Origin of the sequence: Roseateles sp. UC29_93, from assembly GCF_042695725.1 — a bacterium.
Taxonomy (GTDB): Bacteria; Pseudomonadota; Gammaproteobacteria; order Burkholderiales; family Burkholderiaceae_C; genus Roseateles; species Roseateles noduli_A.
Genome location: NZ_CP170545.1, coordinates 2,355,853 through 2,376,965 on the forward strand (window position 1 = coordinate 2,355,853; position 21,113 = coordinate 2,376,965).

15 protein-coding genes, 1 pseudogene and 1 riboswitch are annotated in these 21,113 nt (G+C 70.9%); of the genes and pseudogenes, 7 read left to right on the top strand and 9 right to left on the bottom strand.

Translation table 11 applies throughout. The annotated features are described in order from the left end of the window. Positions 1–332: 332 nt before the first annotated feature. Genes ACFJIX_RS10955 through thiC form a run of 5 tightly spaced genes read right to left on the bottom strand, consistent with a single transcriptional unit; the run spans position 333 to position 6,134 of the window. Positions 333–2,057 (bottom strand): bifunctional hydroxymethylpyrimidine kinase/phosphomethylpyrimidine kinase, encoded by a 1,725-nt coding sequence (locus ACFJIX_RS10955; protein WP_377159890.1) that lies wholly within the window; start codon positions 2,055–2,057, stop codon positions 333–335. Beyond that, positions 2,054–2,935 (bottom strand): thiazole synthase, encoded by an 882-nt coding sequence (locus tag ACFJIX_RS10960; protein ID WP_377159893.1) that lies wholly within the window; start codon positions 2,933–2,935, stop codon positions 2,054–2,056. The genes ACFJIX_RS10955 and ACFJIX_RS10960 overlap by 4 nt, the downstream gene beginning before the upstream one ends. A gap of 1 nt (position 2,936) precedes the next feature. Then, the gene (gene thiS / locus ACFJIX_RS10965; RefSeq protein WP_377159896.1) at positions 2,937–3,131 is read right to left on the bottom strand and encodes a sulfur carrier protein ThiS; all 195 of its coding nucleotides are present in this window, start codon (positions 3,129–3,131) and stop codon (positions 2,937–2,939) included. A 19-nt stretch (positions 3,132–3,150) separates the two neighbouring features. Then, positions 3,151–4,311 carry an FAD-dependent oxidoreductase gene (locus ACFJIX_RS10970; RefSeq protein ID WP_377159899.1) on the bottom strand — a complete coding sequence of 387 codons (1,161 nt, stop codon included), beginning with the start codon at positions 4,309–4,311 and terminating at the stop codon, positions 3,151–3,153. Positions 4,312–4,316: 5 nt separating this feature from the next. Then, positions 4,317–6,134, bottom strand: coding sequence for a phosphomethylpyrimidine synthase ThiC (gene thiC / locus ACFJIX_RS10975; protein ID WP_377159902.1), 1,818 nt, complete (start codon positions 6,132–6,134; stop codon positions 4,317–4,319). Positions 6,135–6,401: 267 nt separating this feature from the next. Continuing rightward, positions 6,402–6,538: riboswitch (TPP riboswitch) on the bottom strand. A gap of 247 nt (positions 6,539–6,785) precedes the next feature. Here thiC and ACFJIX_RS10980 point away from each other — a divergent pair. Both ACFJIX_RS10980 and ACFJIX_RS10985 read left to right on the top strand, forming a co-directional pair. Then, a complete protein-coding gene (locus ACFJIX_RS10980) occupies positions 6,786–7,646 on the top strand; it encodes a TonB family protein (RefSeq protein ID WP_377159905.1) in 861 nt (286 codons plus the stop codon). 36 nt (positions 7,647–7,682) lie between these two features. Next, positions 7,683–9,002, top strand: coding sequence for a hypothetical protein (locus tag ACFJIX_RS10985; RefSeq protein WP_377159908.1), 1,320 nt, complete (start codon positions 7,683–7,685; stop codon positions 9,000–9,002). 100 nt (positions 9,003–9,102) lie between these two features. Here ACFJIX_RS10985 and ACFJIX_RS10990 read toward each other — a convergent pair whose 3' ends face one another. Continuing rightward, positions 9,103–10,044, bottom strand: coding sequence for a LysR family transcriptional regulator (locus ACFJIX_RS10990; RefSeq protein WP_377159910.1), 942 nt, complete (start codon positions 10,042–10,044; stop codon positions 9,103–9,105). Between the two features lie 152 nt (positions 10,045–10,196). Here ACFJIX_RS10990 and ACFJIX_RS10995 point away from each other — a divergent pair, with 152 nt between their 5' ends. From ACFJIX_RS10995 to ACFJIX_RS11010, 4 genes and pseudogenes are all read left to right on the top strand, one after another. After that, complete coding sequence (locus ACFJIX_RS10995) at positions 10,197–10,823, top strand: FMN-dependent NADH-azoreductase (RefSeq protein ID WP_377159912.1); 627 nt, start codon at positions 10,197–10,199, stop codon at positions 10,821–10,823. Positions 10,824–10,978: 155 nt separating this feature from the next. Continuing rightward, positions 10,979–11,852 (top strand): annotated as a pseudogene (locus ACFJIX_RS11000) (pirin family protein). Between the two features lie 98 nt (positions 11,853–11,950). After that, positions 11,951–13,321 carry a hypothetical protein gene (locus tag ACFJIX_RS11005; protein ID WP_377159914.1) on the top strand — a complete coding sequence of 457 codons (1,371 nt, stop codon included), beginning with the start codon at positions 11,951–11,953 and terminating at the stop codon, positions 13,319–13,321. A 381-nt stretch (positions 13,322–13,702) separates the two neighbouring features. Then, entirely contained in the window at positions 13,703–13,894 is a 192-nt protein-coding gene (locus ACFJIX_RS11010; RefSeq protein WP_377159916.1) for a hypothetical protein, read from the top strand. A gap of 3,165 nt (positions 13,895–17,059) precedes the next feature. Here ACFJIX_RS11010 and ACFJIX_RS11015 read toward each other — a convergent pair. From ACFJIX_RS11015 to ACFJIX_RS11025, 3 genes are read right to left on the bottom strand one after another with little or no spacing between them, the layout of a single operon-like run. Next, positions 17,060–18,016, bottom strand: a complete 957-nt coding sequence (locus tag ACFJIX_RS11015) for a pirin family protein (RefSeq protein ID WP_377159918.1) — start codon at positions 18,014–18,016, stop codon at positions 17,060–17,062. After that, a complete protein-coding gene (locus ACFJIX_RS11020; RefSeq protein WP_377161714.1) occupies positions 18,013–18,366 on the bottom strand; it encodes a MerR family DNA-binding protein in 354 nt (117 codons plus the stop codon). Before ACFJIX_RS11020 ends, ACFJIX_RS11015 begins: the two co-directional genes overlap by 4 nt. A 57-nt stretch (positions 18,367–18,423) precedes the next feature. Beyond that, positions 18,424–20,661: a heavy metal translocating P-type ATPase gene (locus ACFJIX_RS11025; RefSeq protein WP_377159920.1), complete on the bottom strand. Its 2,238-nt coding sequence runs from the start codon at positions 20,659–20,661 to the stop codon at positions 18,424–18,426. 254 nt (positions 20,662–20,915) lie between these two features. Between ACFJIX_RS11025 and ACFJIX_RS11030 the strand changes: the two genes are divergently transcribed. Beyond that, positions 20,916–21,110, top strand: a complete 195-nt coding sequence (locus ACFJIX_RS11030) for a heavy-metal-associated domain-containing protein (protein ID WP_377159922.1) — start codon at positions 20,916–20,918, stop codon at positions 21,108–21,110. Positions 21,111–21,113 lie beyond the last annotated feature (3 nt).

Below are 21,113 nucleotides of genomic sequence, written 5' to 3' on the forward strand. Positions count from 1 at the left end.
ACGTAAAACAAAGTTGTACGTCCGTTGCAACGCCGGGCGACCCTTCGGAGGCAGTGGAAGGAGATGACGATGTGGGCCGCCCGGCGTGCATCGAACGAGCCCAGATCCTGCACCCGAGACCGGCAGTTGGAAATCGCGCCAAGGGGGGCACTCCAAATGGCGAGACGCAGGAGCGACATCCCTCCTCGCATTTCTCATACCGGGAAACCTTGGCAACACTGCCCCGTTTGCGGCGCGTGGATCGAGCGGCGATCGCGGCGATCGCCGCCATCCACCACCCAACGCCCGCACCAGCGCCAGCGGGTTCTCCAACTCGCTCTGCAGGATGCGGATCAGGTCGTTGTCCTGCGCGAAGAGCTTGCGCCGCGCGTCGATGACTCAGAAGCAGGTGACGACAAGCGCCCCTTCGCCACCATCTCCTCCGCCGCCCGCACCAGGCACATGGCCGTCGCGCCGGCGGCCAGGCCGGCGCGCCACTGGCGCTCCTCCAGCACGCCGCCGATGCCGACCACCGGCACGCCCGCCATGCGCGCCCACCAGCGCAACTGCGCCAGCCCTTGCGGCAGCCACGGCATGTCCTTGGTCGTCGTCGGCCACAGCGGGCCGCAGGCGATGTAGTCCGGCGCCACGCCGCGCGCGCGGGCGAGCTCCCACAGGCTGTGGCTCGACAGGCCCAGGCGCACGCCGTGCCGCGTGCGGCGCTGCTGAAGATCGTCGCGGTCCTCGCCGCCCATTCCCGCCCAGTCCTCCTGGCCGAGGTGCAGCGCCCGCGCGCCTTCGTCCAGCGCCAGCCGCCAGTGGTCGTTGATCCACAAGCTCGCCGACCGGCCCGCCATGTCGCGCACCGCCTCGCGGATCGCCGAGCGCAGCGCCTCGTCATCGGTCGACGGGCCCCGCTTGATGCGCAGCTGCACATGCTCGAACTGGCCGCTGAGCGCCAGGGTCGCCACGCGTTCCGCTCGGTCCGTGATCGCGTACAGACCGGTGGCGAAGTGCGCCGGACGGCGCGACGCCGGCCACATCACCTCGCGCCAGCGCGTCAGCGTCGCGCGATCGGGTGTCGTTTCGTCGTCGAAGCCCATCACGGGCATCGCGCGGGGGTCGTCCACGAAGCGTCGGTCCGGGCGCAGCGGTCCGGCGCCCGCGCCCGCCGCGTGGCCGTCGCGCAGGGCGCTCCAGGTGAGCATCTTCGCGAGGATCACCGCGTCGGGCACGGCGAAGCCGCGCGCCAGCGCGGCGGCCACCGCGGTCGCGAAGGTGCAGCCGCTGCCGTGGTGATGCGGCGGTCCGCCGTTGCGGCCGGACAGGCGCGGCAAGGCGATCCATCCCGTCGCCAGCGGACTGTCCAGCCAGTCCATCGAGAGCCCGTCGACCTGCGCCGCATCGTCGCCGCCGGTGATGCAGACCGCCTGCGCGCCCATCCCGCGCAGCATCGCGGCCAGTTCCGGCACCGGCAGCTGGCCCGTCGGGACGCCGAGCAGCCGTTCCGCCTCGCGCCGGTTCGGCGTGATCAGCGCCGCGCGCGGGACCAGTTGATGGCGATAGGCGCCGAGCAGGTCGTCGTCGCAGAACGCCGCGCCGCCCGCGCTCGCGCCGAGGACCGGATCGACGACCAACGGGGACTCGCCGATCTGCGCCAGCAAGGCGTCCACCGTCGCCGCGCTCGCGAGCAGGCCGGTCTTGACGACGCGCGGCGGCAGGTCCTGGCGCAGGGCGCTCAACTGCGCGCGCACCTGGCTGGCGGGAAGCGGGAACACCGCGTTCACGCCTTGCGAGTGCTGCGCCGTGACGGCCGCGACGACGGGGCAGAGATGAACGCCCATCGCCGCCGCCGCGCGCGTGTCGGCGCTGAAGCCCGCGCCGCCGCCGCTGTCGGTGCCGGCGACGCTCCAGATGACCGGCGGCGTCGGATCGTCGGTCCACGGCGTCAGGGTCAGCAGGTCCGGATCGATCGTCGCGGCCCAAGGTCCCGGCAGGCTCGGATGCGGCACGGCCGGCGACGGGCGGGCCATCGCGGCGGACTCGCGCCGATCGCCGTGTTCGTTCTGCCCGTTCATGCGTCCCCCAGCAGGAAGGCATGGCCGCCGACCGGCGTGCTCGCAACCGCAAAGGCCTGCGGCGCCATCAGGCCCGCGCGGAAGGCTTGCCGACCCGCGCGCACGGCGTCGGCGAACGCGCCCGCCATCGCCACCGGATCGGCGGCCTGCGCCACCGCGCTGTTCAGCAGCACCGCGTCGAAGCCCAGCTCCATCGCGCGCGCGGCCTGCGACGGGGCGCCCAGGCCCGCGTCGATCACCAGCACGGTGTCGGGCAGGCGCTCGCGCAGCGTGCGCAGCCCGTGCAGGTTCAGCAGTCCCTGGCCCGATCCGATCGGCGCTCCCCACGGCATCAGCAGCGGACAGCCGGCATCCAGCAAGCGCCGGCCGAGGATCAGGTCCTCCGTGCAGTAGGGAAAGACGACGAAGCCCTCGCGCACGAGTTCGGTCGCCGCGGCGACCAGCTCGAACGGATCGGGCTGCAGCGTGTGGTCGTCGCCGATGACCTCGAGCTTGATCCAGGCCGTGCCGTAGAGCTCGCGCGCCATGTGGGCGAGCTGCACCGCCTCACGCGCGCTGCGGCAACCCGCGGTGTTGGGCAGCAGCCGCGCGCCCTGCTCGCGCCCGACCGCGAGGGCCCGCGCCAGCGCGCCGTTGTCGCCCGCCTGCAGCGTGCGCTTGAGGCCGACCGTCAGCAGCTGCGAGCCGGACGCGCGGATCGCGTCGCACAGCGTCGCGGGGCTGGGGTACCCGGCCGTGCCGAGGAAGAAGCGGCTGTCGAGCGCGACGCCGTCGATCAGCAGCGGATCGTCCGTTTGAAGATGCGGCGGTGACGGATGGGGCACTCCTGGATCGACGGATTGCGGATCGGTGGACTGCGCAACGGTGGTGAGCAGCATGTCAACCTCCGACGATCGGTTGGAAGAAGAGCACGACGTCGCCGTCGTTGAGCGCCGTGCCCGCGCGCGCGTCTCGGGCGACGAAGCGGCCGTTCAGCGCGGTGGCCACGGCGTCGGCCTCGCGTCGTTCGAGTTCAATTAGCTGCGCCAGCGTCGCGCCGGCGGGCATCGCCACGGCGCGGTCGTCGAGCCGCACGGTGATCGGGGGAGGGCGTTCATGGGGAAGTCTCCAGGAGAGGGGCGGCCAGCCCGGCGTCGTCGAGCAGCCGCTCGACCAGCGCCGGCGCGAGCAGCCAGCCATGGCGGTACAGGCCGTTGAGCCGCAGCAGGCCGGGCTCGTGATGGGTGAAGGGCAGGTTGTCCGGCAGCGCCGGCCGGAGATGCCGGTCGAGCCGCACGATGCGTGCCTCCGACAACGCCGGCAGCACGCTCTGCGCCGCCGCCATCAGCTCGACGGCGGAGCGCAGCGAGACGGGGCTGCGGTCTTCGCTCTCGATCTCGCTGGCGCCGACGACGAGCTCCTCGTCGGAGCGCGGCACGAGATAGACGCGATGCCGCGGATGCAGCAGCCGGACGGGCCGGCGCAGACCGTGAGCGGGCAGCGAGAGCGTGATGATCTCGCCGCGCACGCCGCGCAGCGGCAGCGGCGGCCGGGCGCCGAGTCCGCGCGCATCGATCGCCCAGTCGCCGCGCCAGCGCCCGCCGTCGGCGAAGTGCAGCTCGCCGGGCAGCACCTGGTCGACCGCCCGCGCCCAGTGCCAGCGCGCGCCTGTCGCGCCGTCGTGCAGCGCGGCCATCGCGGGTATCGGCGCGATCAGGCCCTCGCGCGGCAGCAGCCATCCCCGCAGGCCCGGCGCGAGCATCGGCTCATGCGCGCGCAGCGCGTCCGCATCGAGCGGCTCCGCGCCCGGCATGCGCATCAGCGCGCGCTGGGCCGCACCGAGGTCCGCGCGATGCGACAGCAGCAGGCTGCCGTCGATGCGCAGTGGCACCGGCCGCGACGCTGAACTCGACCCCGAGCTCGAGCCAGGGCCAGGGCCAGGGCCAGGGCCAGGGCCAGGGCCAGAGCCAGAGCCAGAGCCAGAGCCAGAGCCAGAGCCAGAGCATGACTCCGGTCGCGACAGCGCCGCGACGATGCCCGGCCACAGCGCCAGCGAGCGCCAGCCCAGGGCGGCGATCTCCGCGCCGCCCTGTTCCTGCTCGGCGAGCGGACTCAGCATGCCGGCGGCGCTGAACGCGGCCGCGCCGTGCGCGTCGAACGCAGGCCCGGGGCCGGGCGACGCGTCGAAGACCTCGACGCGATGTCCGGCCCGCGCGAGCGTCCACGCCAGCAGCCGTCCGGCGAGCCCCGCGCCGGCGATGGCGATCGCGGCCATCGCGCTCAGGCCTGGCGGATCGGGATGTAGAGCTCGCCGCCGCCGGCCAGGAACTCCGCGCTCTTCTCGCGCATGCCCGCTTGCGCCTCGGCGTCCGCCGCATGACCGCCATGGCCGTCGGCATCGCCGTTCGCCGCCAGCTGCGCGCTGTACTCCCGCACGTCCTGCGTGATCTTCATCGAGCAGAACTTCGGTCCGCACATCGAGCAGAAGTGCGCCACCTTCGCGCTGTCCTTGGGCAGCGTCTCGTCGTGGAACTCGCGCGCCGTCTCGGGGTCGAGGCCGAGGTTGAACTGGTCCTCCCAGCGGAACTCGAAGCGCGCCTTGGACAGCGCGTCGTCGCGCGCCCGGGCCGCCGGATGGCCCTTGGCGATGTCGGCCGCGTGCGCCGCGATCTTGTAGGCCATCAGGCCCTGCTTGACGTCGTCGCGGTCGGGCAGCCCCAGGTGCTCCTTGGGCGTCACGTAGCACAGCATCGCGCAGCCGAACCAGCCGATCATCGCGGCGCCGATGCCGCTGGTGATGTGGTCGTAGCCCGGCGCGATGTCCGTGGTCAACGGGCCCAGCGTGTAGAACGGCGCCTCGTCGCAGTGCTTGAGCTGCTCGGTCATGTTGGCCTGGATCATGTGCATCGGCACGTGTCCGGGGCCTTCGATCATGGTCTGCACGTCGTGCTTCCACGCGACCTTGGTCAGCTCGCCCAGCGTGCGCAGTTCGGCGAACTGGGCCTCGTCGTTGGCGTCCGCCAGCGATCCCGGCCGCAGCCCGTCGCCCAGCGAGAAGCTGACGTCGTACGCCTTCATGATCTCGCAGATCTCCTCGAAGTGCGTGTACAGGAAGTTCTCGCGGTGATGCGCGATGCACCACTTCGCCAGGATCGAGCCGCCGCGCGACACGATGCCGGTGCGGCGCTTGACCGTCATCGGCACGAAGGGCAGGCGCACGCCGGCGTGGATGGTGAAGTAGTCGACGCCCTGTTCGGCCTGCTCGACCAGCGTGTCGCGGAACAGCGCCCAGGTCAGGTCCTCGGCCACGCCGCCGACCTTCTCCAGCGCCTGGTAGATCGGCACGGTGCCGATGGGCACGGGGCTGTTGCGCAGGATCCAGTCGCGCGTCGTGTGGATGTTGCGGCCGGTGGACAGGTCCATCACCGTGTCCGCGCCCCAGCGCGTCGCCCACACGAGCTTCTCGACCTCTTCCTCGATGCCCGAGCTCACGGCCGAGTTGCCGATGTTGGCGTTGACCTTGACCAGGAAGTTGCGGCCGATGGCCATCGGCTCGACTTCCGGGTGGTTGATGTTGGCCGGGATGATGGCGCGGCCGCGGGCGACCTCGTCGCGGACGAACTCGGGCGTGATGATCCCGGGGATCTGCGCGCCCAGGCCCTGGCCGCGCAGGCGCTGCTCGCGCTCGGTGTCGGACAGGTACTCGTGCATCCAGGCGCGGCGGCCGTTCTCGCGGATGGCGACGTACTCCATCTCGGCGGTGACGATGCCGCGTCGCGCGTAGTGCATCTGCGTCACGTTGGCGCCGGACTTCGCCCGGCGCGGCGGACGCGTCAGCGCGGCGCTCTGCGCGCGCAGCGCCTGCTGCTGCGCGGCCTCGCGCAGGCCGTCGTCGAAGAGCTGGATGGCGCGGCCGGTGTAGGGCTCGGTGTCCCCGCGCGACTCGACCCACGCGGCGCGTGTCGTCGGCAGGCCGCGGCGCACGTCGGTCTCGACGGCGGGATCGGTGTACGGGCCCGAGGTGTCGTACACCGTCAGCCGTTCGCCGTTGGTCAACGCGATCTCGCGCAGCGGCACGCGCAGTTGCGGATGCAACACGCCGGGCTCGTGCGTCTTGGTCGACGCGGGCAGCGGCGCGCGGCTGGCGGCGAGGCGGTCTTGGAAGGCGGCGGCGGCCGGGGCAGGTCTTGCTGCAGGTCAGGCGTCGAGTCGGGCATCAGGGTCTCCGGTTGGGCGCCGGAGGCTGGACTGACGGGGACGTTCGGACGTTCGGAACAGACCCCTTCCTGGGCGGGGCGCACGGGCGCGGTGCGGGACCGCTGGGCGTTGGTGCGGGCCTGGGGGCTCGCGATTCGCCGAGGTGCGCCTGGAAGGGCGGGCTCTTCTTACGCCGGTACGAACCGGATCAAGTTCAGCGGGTCCACGGCTTCATCGCCATGTCTCAGCCCGTGCCGGCGATGCGCGAAACGCGTCGTCGACCCAGGGCTCCCCGGAGCAGGCGCGCAGTATAGGTCCGGTCGCGCGCGGCGCGGCGCGGATGTGAATTCCTCGACGGAACCCCGACGCCATGGGGCTTCCAGGCCGCTGTTACATCCTGATTCCGGGGAAACACCGAGGGGGATCCACCCAGGTGACTTCTTACACTGCGGCGCTCATGCCGGGGCGCGAAAGAACCACAGCAACAAGCAGTAGACAAGACCGGCGTTGTCTCCAAAAGAGAGCAACCAGCGCAATCGAGAGGGTGGAGTGATGAGCAGCCGTAGTCTCCCGAGCGTCCGACGCCGCGGCCTGGTCGCGTGCCAGGTGTTGACCCAGGCCCTGACCTGGGGTCTGGTCGCGATGACCGCGCAGGCGCAGACCGCGCAACCCGCGCAGACAGCACCGACCGCGGCGGCCACGTCGGCCGCGCCGGTCGATCCGAAGGCGGCCTTGAGCGACGTCGACCGCGCCAAGCGCGATGCCGACAAGGTGTTCCAGTGGATCAAGTTCCACGCGGAGAAGGGCGAGAAGAAGCCCGCGCACGAAGCCAAGGCCGAGGCGCCCAAGCCGGTCGCCCGGCCCGTGGCCACGGCCGCGCCGGCCGCCGCGCCCGTGGCGCGTCGACAGGACCTGGACCCCGCCGCCGAGCGTGCGCTCGCGGCCCGCAATGCCGTGCCCGATACGGCGCCGGTGCCAGTCGTTGCCACGGCGTCGCCCACGCCTGCGGCGATCGGTCAGTCCGCCGCGCAGACGATCGCACCGCCGATGCCCGTGCCGCAGCCGATGTCGGAAGCGCCGGCGCCGCAGGTCGTGTCGATGGCGGCACCGTCGACCGCCGCGCCGGCCGGCAAGGCGCCCGAGCCGGAGCCCGACGACGAGCCCGTGCCGCTGAAACTGCTGCGCAAGGTCGATCCCGAGTACCCCCGCTCCTTGCTGGCGCAGCAGCGCGCCGGCTCGGTGCTGGTGCAGTTCACGGTCCGGCCGGACGGCTCGGTCGATGGGGCGCAGGCCTTGCGCTCGCCGGATCGCAAGCTGAGCACGGCCGCGATCAACGCGGTCAAGCAGTGGCGCTTCGGACCCATCCCGGCGCCGCGTCAGGTCAGCGTGGAGATCGGCTTCCAGGTGGAGTGACGCCCCGGCGATCGAAGACGTGAACCGCGAGGGGGTGTGCAGCGCACCAACCCCTCCTTGTTCATGCTTCCTGGGGTGTTCGCCGTGTATCCATCGTTCTCTCAATCGCCGCCGTTCCTGAGCTTCGACTGGCCGTTCCCGTCGACCACGCCGTCGGAGGTATCCGCTCGCAGCGACGTGAACGGACCGGCGCGCGATGAGTTGTCCGTCCTCTTCCGCCGGCTGACGGCGTCGCTTCCGGCGACTGGCCCGCATGCGGACGTGACGCAGGCCATCGGACGACAGGCGGCGGGGTGGACCGATCCGCGCTCGGCCATGGGCCCTGCGCAGGCGCAGATGTCGGGTGCCGGCAAGCGCCTGCTGGTCGAGTTGTGCCAGGCCCTGGAGGCCAATCCGCAGCCCGACATCCAGGCCTTGGCCTGCCACCCTCTGCGTGCCGGCTTCGTGCCCGGTACGGACCTGGATCCGCGCGCCGTCACGGCGATCGGACGGGCGCTCTCCGCGGTGATCGCCGCCAACGATCCGGACCTTGCGTTGCGTCGCCGCGAGCAGGCCCTGTCGAAGCTGGAGGCCTGGGCGCGCACCTGCAGTTTCCCGGGTGTCACGCCGGCCGACGTGGCGCGGAGTTTCCTGCAGTATCTCGGCTTCGACGAGACGTCCAAGGTCTCCGCCAAGCGCGAGTTCTGTGCGATGTCAGCCGATGCCCAGACATGCGACGCGGCCGCTGCGGCCTGTGCGGGGCTCCTGCCACGGCGCCCGGACTCCTCGGTGCCCGAAGAATACTTGCATGAACGCGTCGAGGAGCTGCGCCAGCTGGCCGTCCAGCTCGGCGTCGGGCCGGTGGAATCGCTTGACCGGTTCATCGAACGATTCGCCGGGCGCAGTCCGACAGGCGGGCAGGTCGACCCGGTAGGCAATCTGCATCGCTTCGGGTTGGAGGCGCTGAAGCACCTGTGCTCGCGGGCGAAGGAACGGGGCTGGAAAGAGGAGGGCAAGGTGCGTGACGTGCTCGAGCGCGTGCTGCATGGCATCGGAAGCGCCGAGGAACCCGCGGCGCTTCTGCTGAGCGCCCTCCGATACCGTCTGCCCAGGTTGGATATCCGGCCCGGCGACAGTGATGTGGAGGACCAGGCTCGTGTGCGTGTGATCCGCGATGCCGTTCGAACGCAGCGCCGAAGGACCGCTGATGAACTGGTCGGCGCGGGAACGAGAAGCCCTCGTCGAATCGGCGGTGGCCAAGGTGGCGGAGCTGCTGGGGATTGCCCTGAGCGTGCCCGAAAGCCAGTGGTCGACGACCTCGGGGCTCATCGATGTCTCGACGGACAACCTGGCGGCGCTGCTCCAGAAGACCCGTGACGAGGCCGGACATGCCGTCGAACGGCGGTCCTCTCATCGTCATTGACGACCCTGGGTGCGCGGCCGTCCAGGTCGCGTCGCTTCGGACCGCTGCCGTCGCCTACATCCCGTACATCGCCGCCTGATCGAACGGCGTCAGCGCCGCGGCCATCGCGTCCAGGAACAGCCGCGTGCGCAGCGGCATCAGGCGGCGCTGCGGGAACACCGCCCAGCAGGTCGACGGTTCCGCGCACCACGACGGCAGCACGCGCAGCAGCTCGCCGCGGTCGACGAAGGCCTGCGCATACTGGTTGCCGACCCAGGTGATGCCCAGGCCCGCGCGGGCCATCTGCAGCAGCATGTCCGGCGCGTTCACCAGCGTGCGGCTGTCCGGCACGCCGACCCATTCGATGCGCTGGTCCGCCTGTCCGTCGACGATGCCGAACAGGCGCCAGGGCAAGGGCTCGCCGGCGCGGCTCAGGATCATCAGGCCGTGCATGCTCAGCAGACCCTCGGGCAGTTGCGGCTCGCCGTGCCGTTGCAGGTAGTCCGGCGAGGCATACAGGCCGCTGCTGAACATCGCCATGCGCCGGGCCGCCAGTTGGCTGTCCGGCGGCAGCTGGCCCATGCGCACGGCGATGTCGAAACCTTCGGCGATCAGGTCCACGCGACGCGGTGACAGGTCCAGCTCCAGCTGCACCTCCGGGTAGTCGCCGACGAAGCGGCTCAGCATCGGGATCAGCATCTGGTTGGCGAAGTCCGCCGGCATCGACACGCGCAGGCGCCCCGTCGGCCGCTGCTGCCGATGCAGCGCCAGCGCGAGCGCGCCGTCCACCTCGCCCGCCAGCACGCGCGCATGCTCCAGCACGCCCTGGCCGAACTCGGTCAGCGTCAATCGCCGCGTGCTGCGCTGGAGCAGCTTCTCGCCCAGCCGCTCCTCCAGCGCCGCGATCCGGCGTGACACCGTCGACTTGGGCAGCTGCAGCCGTTCCGCCGCGCGGCTGAAGCTGCCGCTTTCGATCACGCGGGCAAAGACCAGCAGGTCATCGGCATCAAGGCTCATGGGCAAGGTGCTTTCCGGGCAATTGGATTGTTCGTTGAATGGAACAATCTTATCCAGTACGACGTCTTCCGGTGCTGGCAGGGGATCAATAGAGTTCACTCCATCCCATCACACCCCGGCTGATCCAGCCGAAACGCCCGGAGAAACGCACCATGAACATCCTCCAGATCAACTCCAGCGCTCGCCGTCTGCACGAGGGCCAAGGCTCGGTCTCGACCCTGCTGGCCAATGAAGTCGTCGCCCAGCTGGTGGCCCGCAATGCCGGCGCCACGACGGTCGTCCACGATCTGGCGGTGCGCCCGCTGCCCGCGATGGACGAGGCCACCCTCGGCGCGCTGTTCACGCCGGCCGACGCCCGCACCCAGGCGCAGGCCGACCGCGTGGCCTTCAACGACCAACTGATCGCCGAGCTGAAGGCCGCCGACGTCATCGTGCTGACCGCGCCGATGATCAACTTCGGCGTGACCTCGCAGCTGAAGAACTGGATCGACGCGGTCGCCCGCGCCGGTGCCACCTTCAAGTACGGCGCCAACGGCCCCGAAGGGCTGGTGACCGGCAAGCAGGTCATCGTCGTCAGCACGCGCGGCGGTGTGTACCGCGGCCAGCCGGCGGACAACATCGTTCCCTACCTGCAGCTGACGCTGGGCTTCCTAGGCATGACCGACGTGAAGTTCGTGCTGGCCGAAGGCCTGAACATGGGCGAGGAAGCCGCGGCCAAGGGCCTGGCCACCGCCCGCGAAGAAATCGCCGCGCTGTTCGGCGAGACGCAGCCGGCTTGATCGCCGTGACGGTGGCGCAACCGGCCTGATAGACCGCGCGCGCCCTCCACGGGGCATGGGGGATCCCTCCTGGACCCCCAAGCCCCATGCCGGGCCGGCAGCACCCGCTGACGGCCGGCACAGACATTCATCGACACCTTGGAAAGGAATCCATCATGACCGCCGCCACCCCTGTCACCTCTCTTCGGACGCCCCGCCAGGTCGAGCGCCTGGTGCAGGGCAGGGCCACCAGCGACGGCGCCGGCGTCAAGCTGACGCGCGTGTTGACGCAGGACCTGCAGCGGCGCCTGGATCCTTTCCTGATGCTGGATGCCTTCGGCACGGACAACGCCGACGACTACATCGCCGGCTTCCCCGACCATCCGCATCGCGGCTTCGAGACGGTGACCTACATGCTCGAGGGCCAGATGCGCCATCGCCGACTCGGCGGGCCATGAGGGCCTGCTCGGTCCCGGCGGCGTGCAATGGATGACCGCCGGCCGCGGCGTGGTGCATTCCGAGTTGCCCGAGCAGCAGGAAGGCCGCATGGAAGGCTTCCAGCTGTGGCTGAACCTGCCCGGCCGCGACAAGATGCGCGACCCCTGGTACCGCGACATCGCCAGCGCCGAGATCCCCGAGCTGACGCTGCCGGGCGCGACGGTCCGCGTGATCGCGGGCGAGAGCCACGGCGTGGCCGGCGCGATGCAGCGCGACGTCACGTTGCCGATCTACCTCGACGTGCATCTGGAACCAGGCGCGACCTTCGAGCAGGCGCTGCCGGCGACGCACAACGCGTTCCTGTACGTGTACCGCGGGGCGCTGCGCTTCGACACTGGCTGCTTGGTGCCGAGCGGCCGGATGGCGATCCTCGCCAACACGGCCGGCTCCGATGGTGCGCGACTGACGGCCTCCGATGAAGGCGCCCGCGCGATCCTGATCGCGGGTCAACCGCTCGGCGAACCGATCGCGCAGTACGGTCCGTTCGTGATGAACACGGAAGGCGAACTGCTGCAGGCGGTTCGCGACTTCCAGGCGGGCAAGTTCGCCTGAGGACAGGGCCGGTACCGAGGGTTCGGTACCGGTCCGCTTGTCGCCGGAACCAGAACGGCTGGGAGTGAACTGATACGGCCTCACTTTTTGGAGCCGCCATGTATCACCAGCCCACCTCTCCGCGCGTGGCTGCGGGGCCGTCGATGGCGTCGATCCCCGACGTCGATGGTCACGCTGTTGCGCCCGTCCCTGCCCGGATCAAATTCGCCAGAGCGTCGAGTTGTTTCGTGGACCACATGGACATCCAGCCGAATCAGATCCAGGAATGGGTGGACGTTTCAGACGGGCGGCCGGCACTGTCGTGCACCCTCCACTGGCTGCAGACCTTGCTGCCCGGAAAAGGCGAAGAGGCGGCCGTGAGGCGCGGCCTCGCCAACCTCGACCGCCGGCTGACCGATCCTGGGCAGCGGCTGACGGGGGACGACCTGTACACGCTGTATGGGTCGCTCAAGCGCAGCGTGAAGAAGCTGTGCCAGGGGCTGGAAGCTGACCAACGCCCCTCCACGATCGCGGCGGCTTGCCGCGAGTTGAATCCGGTGTTTGGCGTAGCGCGAGGACTGGGCGAGGTTGTCGAGATGGCAGAGGCGACCGAACGCGCGGTCTCGGCAGTGGCGGAACAGTCGGCTTCGCCGCAGCGTCGTTGCGAGGCACAGGCACCGCGGCCCGTGCCGAAGCCCAGGCGGTTGTTGCCCGCCGGGTCGACGACGCCGGCCGTCCCGTCACCGTCCGCTCCCGCTGCGAAGCCGCTGCCCAAGTCCGATGATGTGGTGCTCACGCAGGCTCTGACGGACATGGGCGAGGAGGGCGTTCGAGCGTGTTACGCGCAGCTCGGTGCCGCCTTTGATCGCCTCATCAGCTTGATGCCGCCGGGCACGAATCCCCTGCTGAAGAGCGGGGTCGCCAAATGGCGCGACAGTTATGCGACTCCGGCAGACGGCTTTGGACGGGAGCATGCCGAGATGCTCCTCGGTGGCCGCCTGATGTTGACGGCACTCTGCAATGAACTGGACAAGCTCGATCGCGATCGTCGCCAGGGCGTATTCCGTAGTCTGGAGCTGCTCATGCCTCAGGAATATGTCCATCCCAAAGCTCGCTCCTGCTCGTATGGCTCTCATGTCAGCATGCTCGCCAATGTGCTGACTGATGCGGAGAGCACCTCCGAACTCGGGAGCCCCCATCTGGAAGAACGCCGATCGGCCTTCGAGGCGTTGGTCGCGCCGCTGCTGACGAGGGAGCTGGTGACCGAGGAAGACGTCCGTCGCGGCATGTTTGAGCTGGGCTTGGCACCCGACTGGGCGGTCCATGGCGCCAACTCCAAGATGCACCCTGTCTACAACAATGCAGCCTGGCAGGTCTGTCTGGAGAGTGTTCTCGGCCCTGTCGAGCCGCACCCACTGGCCGACGTCGGCAAGGCCAGTCTGATATTGGCGCTGATGAAGCGCTACAGCATTGCAAAGCTTCCGACATGAACACGGCAGTGCTCGACGGGTGATCCGACACGTTGCTCAACACGGTCCCGGGCAAGAAGGACGACAAGGACGGCACGCTGCAAGGGGCATCGCGAATGCACTCCGACGCATCGATCGAAAGCTTGCCGGAGGCCCGCTGGAGGAGCAGCGGGAGGTGCTCAATTCGACGTTGATGTTGATTCAGACGGCCGAAGACCCGGTGACGCTGTTGCGCTAACTCGCGATGTGACCAGGCCTTCCGACCGGGCGCTGCGGCGCGGTTCGATACCGCGCCGCCTGGTCGTCGGAACCAGAACGGCGATGCAGGAACTGAAGCGGCCTCATCGCCATCTACAGGGCGCTCGACAAGGTGCTGGATCAGTTTTCCCAATCGACGCCCAGGTGACCCTGGGCCTGAACGATCCCGACATCGATGTCGACGGCGACCTCACCCGGATGCATCCCATCCGCAACAACGCGGCGTGGCGTGTCTGCCTGGGGATGTCCGTCGAACCGGGCCATGTGCCCCCCCTGGCGGACCTCCGCTACGCGGACCAGGCCCCGGCGCGACACAGCGGCGCAAGCAGAATCTGACCGCGGCACGACAAAGCGGAGCTCATCGCTCCGTCGTGCCCCATGTCGTCGTTCCTTGTCGTCTCTCCGCTCGCCCCCGATGGCGCCTTCGATCCGCACTTCGGGTTCGCGCCCGGCATCGAGCCGGACCTCGCGCCCGTCGCGCCGGCCAAGGGCGTCGAGGCCGGACGCGACCTGGCGCGGACCCTCGCCTCGGCCTGCGCCGATCTGTCGGCCGGCGCGAGCGCGCTGGGCGCGGCACGCGAGGCGGCGCTGTTCGGCGACCTGCCGGCGCGCACCGAGGACGTCGAAGACCCGGCGTCAGAGTCCGATCGCAGAATCTTCTTCCATGGTGAGGGCGCGGCGCTGCTGCAGGCGCTCGCCCGGCTGGCCGTCGATCCGGCCATCGCCGCCTTGCTGCGGCGGGAACAGCTGGTCCTGGCCGCCGAGGCCATCGGCCTGTGCGTGAGAGGTTGCGTCACGGCCTTGCGCGACGCGGTGCACCGGCTGAGCTGCGCCGCGGGCGGTGCGACACAGGCCGCCGCGCTGCGTCGCACCGAACTCGTCCGGCAGACGCTGATCGAGGTCGTGCGCGCGACCGTGGGCCGTGATCCGGACGAGGGGTTCCGGTCGCTCGCGAATTACGAGTCCCACTACGTCACCGCGCTGGAGCAGCGGTTGCGCCTGCCGTTCGTCCAGGATCAGCCTTACGACCGCTACTTCGACGCCGGGACCTTGGCGCCCGAGATCGTGAAGCGCGCCCGGCTCGCCCTGCGCCAGCGTGTGACGCCGACGGCGGTCGCGCGCTCGCTCGCCGAAGAGGCCTTGGACCGTCTGCGCGCACGCCTGGGCGAGGCGGGTGTGAATCTGGCGTGCGTGTGGCCCGCGACTGCGGACCAGCAGGCGGTGATCGACGAGGAGATCGTCGCCATCGAGCGTGCGCTAGGACCGGTGGACCGCTGGGCCTTGTTCCATGAGGACATCGATAGCGGCCGGGCCGGCCTGCTCGGACATCCGACCTGGCTGGCCGTGCAGGTGCTGCTGAACCTCATGGACAACGGGGCGCTGCCGGCCCGTGCGATCGACACGCGTCTGGCTTGGACGGCCGCCGACGGACCCCACCGGCTGCGCCAGCTGGGCGAGGGGCTCTGGTGGGTGCAGACCGGCCGCGCGGAGGACTTCGACCCCGGCGAGGCCTTGCCGGTTCGTGTCCGGCAGTTGCGCGAACTCGATCACGAGGAGACCCGGGGGCCGCCTCATCGCAGGCGCCTGGGCGCGGCGGAGCGCGAGGGCCTCGCGCGGATGCCGATCCTGTTCGATACCGAGGACGCCTTGCGATGGATCACCCCGCATTGGCTGGTGACCGATGAGCTCACCGGCATCTGGTGGCGCCGCATGGGCGAGGCGCGCTGCAAGGACTGGCTGCAGAGCCATCGGACCGATGGCCTGCCGGCGGATCTGCGTCATCGGTTGATGCTCGCCGCGGACGCCGCCGACCAAGCGTGGGCGTTTGCCCGCCTGCTGCCGAGGAAAGAGGAAGCCGCGGCCCGGGCATGGCTCGGGTGTGACGGCACCGGCATCGTGGCCGCCGCGGTCCGGCGCGACGACGTCACGCGGCTCCAGCGCTGGCAGGTCCTGCTGCAGATCGCCGCGCCGGCGCTGGGCGCGCGGCAGCGCGGGCGGGCGCTGGTGGCCCGCGACGACCACGGGCAGGCCGCGCTCGCGCGCGCCATGAGCCTGCCGGACGGCGCGGACACGGTGCGCGAACTGGTGGCGACGATGCTCGCGATCCGGGCGCATCCCCGGCCGGCGCCGCTGTCCATGTGGCCGCCCTTCAACGAGATCCTGGCGGGTGGCGACGCCGACTCGCTGGGAGCCATCGGGGTGGCGCTCGCGGAAGGCCGGGCCGCGCCGCTGCAGGCCTTCCTGGACGCCGTCGAGGTCGCCCACGAACGTGGCGTGCTGACGCATCCGGAAGTGCGGGGACTGCTGATGGGACTCGACGATGCGGACGGCCCCGGGCACTGGTGCGGGTTCGAGTACGCGATGGCGCGCAACCACGCCGACGTGATCGTCGTCTGGACGCAGGCCCTCATCGGCATGGCGCGACAGGGCGTGCTCGACGGCCCTGATCTCTTCGATGCCCTGAAGGTACCTCGGGTCGATGGCTCGGGCGTCTATCACCAGGCGATGCGCGAAGGATCGTGCGAGGCGGCGGCCCGCTATCGCGATGCGCTCCACGCCGCGCGGACGGATCGTCTCCTGTCGCGCGACCAGGTGGGCCGGCTGCTGCTCGGTGAGCGCGACGAGCCGCAGCCGCTGTTGCTCGCTGCTGCCGCGGGCCATGCGCGCGCGGTGGCGGAACATCTGCGGGAAGAGCTGACCGTGCTGGACCTCGGGCGCTTCTTCGACGTGGAAGACAAGGTGCATGCGCGCTGGTACCGGCGCGGTGGGCACGTCGCGATCGGCGCGGCGATGCGGTACGGCCAGGTCGAGGTGGTGGGTGTGCTGACCGGGCATGCGCTCGCACTGCAGCGGGGTCTCTGGCGGCCGGCGTTGTTCCCGTCCTTCGAGGGGGTGCCGGGCGATTCGCCAGCGATCGGTGTCGCCGTGACGGCGGGCCATTTCGATGCGGTGGGCCTGTGGATGGGGGCGTTGGCCCGGGGCGTGGAAATGGGCTGGATCGACCGCCGGGACATGCTGACCCTCATCGCGGCCAAGGACCGCCGCGGCGTCCGTCTCTTCCACATGGCCGCGCTGGTGCTGGAGCCCGTCGCCCTGGGCGAGCTGCTGGATCTGACGGTCGAGACCGTCCGCCCGGCGCGGCTGCGATCGTCGGACCTGATGCGACTGCTCGGGCCGGGGGCGGCGTCAGCCGTCTCCGCTCGCGGCGGCCCTGCTCGCGGACCGGGCCGGCGCGGTGCGGCAGATCGGACGCTGCCTGCTGCGTCTGCACGGCGAGGGCGCCTTGTCGTCGCGCGACCTGCACCGCCTGCTGGCCCTCCGGGGCCGGCCTCGCTGGTGGGGCGGCAAGGCGCCGCGTCAGACGCCGACGGCCGGTGGGCCGCGCCCCGCGGCCGCGATCGAGGCCTACGTCGCGCTCATCCGGTCGGCTGTCAGCAGCGGTTGGGTGGACGAGCCACGCGCGCATCGGTGGCTGCAGGCGTGGACAGCCGCTCCTGCCGACTAGTGCGGCGTCTTGAGCGGCGGCACGACGGGCGCCAGCAGCCGAGGGCCGTCGAAGCCGTGGACCGCGCCGAAGCGGCCGCCATCCTCGCGGCTGTTCCATTCCTCGGCGTAGACCTGCATCTCCTCGCGCGTGCGGCCGACGAAGTTCCAGAACAGCAGCACCGGTTCGCCGAACGGCGGGCCGCCGAGCAGCAGCGCGCGGCTCTTGCCGCCGCCCGACAGCAGCTTCAGCGACTGCGCGCCCGGCGCGATGTAGAGCAGCTCGCCGGGCTTGCTCGCGCCGGTGGATTCGCCGTCGAGCGTCACTGACAGCTCGCCCTCCAGCACCATCAGTCCGTACTCCTGATCGGGGTGCAGCGGGGTCGTCGCCTCCGCGGCGCGCGTGGCGCTCAGGTCCACGCCCAGCAGCGGCGTGTGGCTGGGCACCGGCGAGCGGTGACCGCCGAACTCGCCCACCAGCAGCATCGTGTCGAAGCCGCCCGTCGCGAACGACGGCAGCTCGGGGAAGTGCTCGAAGGCCGGCTCGCGATGGCGGGCCGCGTCCGGCAGGGCGATCCACAGCTGGGCCAGCTGCAGGCGGTCGGACTGCGACTCCTCCGTGTGGCTGATGCCGCGGCCCGCCGTCATGAGGTTCACCTGGCCGGGGCGCAGCATCTGCTGGGAGCCCAGGCTGTCGCGGTGCAGCACCTCGCCCTCGATCATCCAGCTGAAGGTCTGCAGGCCGGTGTGCGGATGCGGGCCGACGCGCATGGCGTTCTCCGGCGTCAGGTCGGCGGGGCCTGCGTGGTCGAGGAAGCACCAGGCGCCGATCATGCGGCGCTTGGGCGTCGGCACCGCGCGCCGGATCGTCAGGCCGCCGACGTTGCCGAGATGCGCGGTGATGCGCTCCCAGCGGGCCGGGACGGGATCGGCAGGGCTGCCGGATGCGGGATCGGAATCGAGGGGGGCGCTCATGGGGCGGCTCCTTGTGCGAGGTCGTCGAGGATGGGGCAATCGGGGCGGTCGTCGCCGTGGCAGCAGTGTGCGAGCTCGGCCAGCGCGCGGCGCATCGCCTGCATCTCCGCCATGCGGCGGTCGAGGTCGGCGATGTGCGTCTCGGCGATGCGCTTGACCTGGCCGCTGGCGCGGCGGCGGTTCTGCCAGAGCTTGAGCAGCTCGGCGATCTCCGCCATCGAGAAGCCCAGGTCGCGCGCGCGGCGGATGAAGCGCAACGTGTGCACCTCCTTCTCGCCGTAGAGGCGGTAACCCGCCTCCGTGCGCGCCACCGGCGGCAGCAGGCCCAGCGATTCATAGTGGCGCAGCATCTTCGGCGACACGCCGGAGCGCTCGGCGGCCTGGCCGATGGTCAGCGGCGACGGGGGTCATCGCGCGGCTCCCTTCCAACGCTTGAGCAGCAGCGCGTTGCCCAGCACCGAGACGCTGGACAGCGCCATCGCCGCGCCGGCGATCACCGGGCTCAGCAGTCCCAGCGCGGCCAGCGGCACGCCCAGCAGGTTGTAGATGAAGGCCCAGAACAGGTTCTGGCGGATCTTGGCGACCGTGGCGCGCGACAGCGCGATCGCCTCCGCGACGAGCCGAGGATCGCCGCGCATCAGCGTGATGCCGGCGGATTCCATCGCGACGTCCGTGCCGCCGCCCATCGCCATGCCGACGTCCGCGGCGGCCAGCGCCGGCGCATCGTTGATGCCGTCGCCCACCATCGCCACGTGCGTGCCGTCGGCGCGCAGCCCGGCCACGATGCGGGCCTTGTCCTCGGGCAGCAGCTCGGCGCGGACGTCATCCAGCCCCAGGGCATCGCCCGCGGCCTGCGCGGCGGCGGCGTTGTCGCCGCTGAGCATCAGCGTGCGCAGGCCCAGCGCCTTCAGATCGGCGATCGCCGCGGCCGATGAGGCCTTGACCCGGTCGCCGAACGCCAGCATCGCGAGCAGCACCGGCGCACCGGGACCATCGGCGGCGGCCAGCCACGACAGTGTGCGGCCCTGTGCCATCGCCGCCTGGGCTTGCGTCTCGAGCGCCGACAGGTCGACCCCGAGCTCCGCCATCCATCGCCCGCTGCCCAGCATCAACGCGCGGGCCTGGACACGGCCCTCGATGCCGCGCCCCGCGATCGCGCGCACCGAGGCCGCCGGCGCCGTCGTCAGCGCGCGCTCGAAGGCGGCGTCGCGCACCGCGCGGGCCAGCGGATGCTCGCTGCCCATCTGCAGCGCGGTCGCGAGGCCGAGCGCATCGTCCTCGCGCCCGCCGGGCGCCGCGACGAAGTCGGTCAAGCGCGGCTTGCCCTCGGTCAACGTGCCGGTCTTGTCGAACACGACCAGCTCGACGCGCCGTGCCTGCTCCAGCGCCTCGGCGTCCTTGATCAGCAGCCCGCGCCGCGCGGCCACGCCGGTGCCGACCATGATCGCCGCGGGCGTGGCCAGTCCCAGCGCGCAGGGGCAGGCGATCACGAGCACGGCGACCGCATGGATGAGCGCGCGTTCCCAGTCGCCCGTGGACAGGCCCCACGCCAGCAACGTCACCGCCGCGATGCCGAGCACCGCCGGCACGAACACCGCGCTCACCTGGTCCACCAGCCGCTGGATCGGGGCCTTGTGGGCCTGCGCGGATTCGACCAGGCGCACGATCCGCGACAGCGTGGACTCCGCGCCCAGCGCCGTGACCTCGACGAGCAGCAGCCCCTCGCCGTTGACCGCGCCGCCGACCACGCGGTCTCCTTCGGCCTTGTCCACCGGCAGGCTCTCGCCGCTGATCAGCGACTCGTCGACGGGACTGCGGCCCTCGCGGATGCGGCCGTCGGCGGGAATGCGCTCGCCCGGACGAACCACCATCAGGTCCTTCAAGCGCAGCTGCGCGAGCGGTACCTCGATGTCCGTTTCGGCGCCGGCGGGTCCGCGGCGAACGCGCGCGTGGTCGGGGCGGAGCTGCTTGAGCGCGGCGATCGCGCTGAGCGTCTGACGCTTGGCGCGGCCTTCCAGCCACTTGCCCAGCAGCACCAGCGTGATGACGGCGGCCGCCGATTCGAAGTACAGCGCCGTGCTCATCGGACCTTGCCGGAGGAGCTCGTAGACGCTGAGGCCGTAGGCGGCGCTGGTGCCCAGCGCGACGAGCAGGTCCATGTTGCCGCTGCGGTCCTTCAGCGCGGCCCAGCCGGCGCGGTAGAAGCGCGCGCCGAGCCAGAACTGGACGGGCGTGGCCAGCGCCAGCTGCCACCAGCCGGAGAGCATCCAGTGGCCGCCCCACGCCATGGCGATCATCGGTGCGATCAGCGGCAGCGTGAGCAGCGCGGCGGTGAGCACCGGCCAGCCGGTCGCGGCCCAGGGCGGCGGGGGTGGGGGCGAGTCGTCTTCCGCGGCGATCACGTGAGCGTCGTACCCGGCCTTGGTGATGGCGGCGACGAGCGCATCGACGGCGAGGCTGGCGGGTGCGCGCACGGTGGCGCTTTCCGTGGCGAGATTGACTTCGGCGCCTTCGACGCCGGGCACCTTGCGCAGTGCGCGTTCGACGCGGTTGACGCAGCTGGCGCAGGTCATGCCGGACACGGCGAGCTGGAACTCGCCCGTGGCTCCGGCAGCGGCAATGGTGGGGGTGGTGGCGATGTTCATGGCGTCAGTCTCAAGCTTGCCATGATGGGAAGGTCAAGGCCATGCCCCTGATGGGAGAGGTGTCCGAGGCCCCGAGCGACGCGGTGGACCGGTCTGCGGGATCCGGTGCCGGCCGACCGATTTGCGGAACATGTGCAGCGTATGAGGGCGGCCGGCACCGGATCCCGCAGACGTGCTCGACGACGGCAGGCTTGACCTTCCCATGGCGGCAAGGTTTACGCTTGAGCCTGAAGACTGATCCGAAGGATATCCCCATGCATGAATTCAAGCTTCCCGACATGAGCTGCGGGCACTGCCTGGCTGCCGTGACCGAGGCGGTGAAGGAGGCCGACGCGCACGCCGAGGTGAACGTCGACCTGCCGCAGAAGACGGTGAAGGTGGAGAGCGGCCTGAGCCGCGAGCAGCTGGCGGGTGTGCTCAGCGAGGCCGGCTACCCGCCGGCGTCCTGAGCG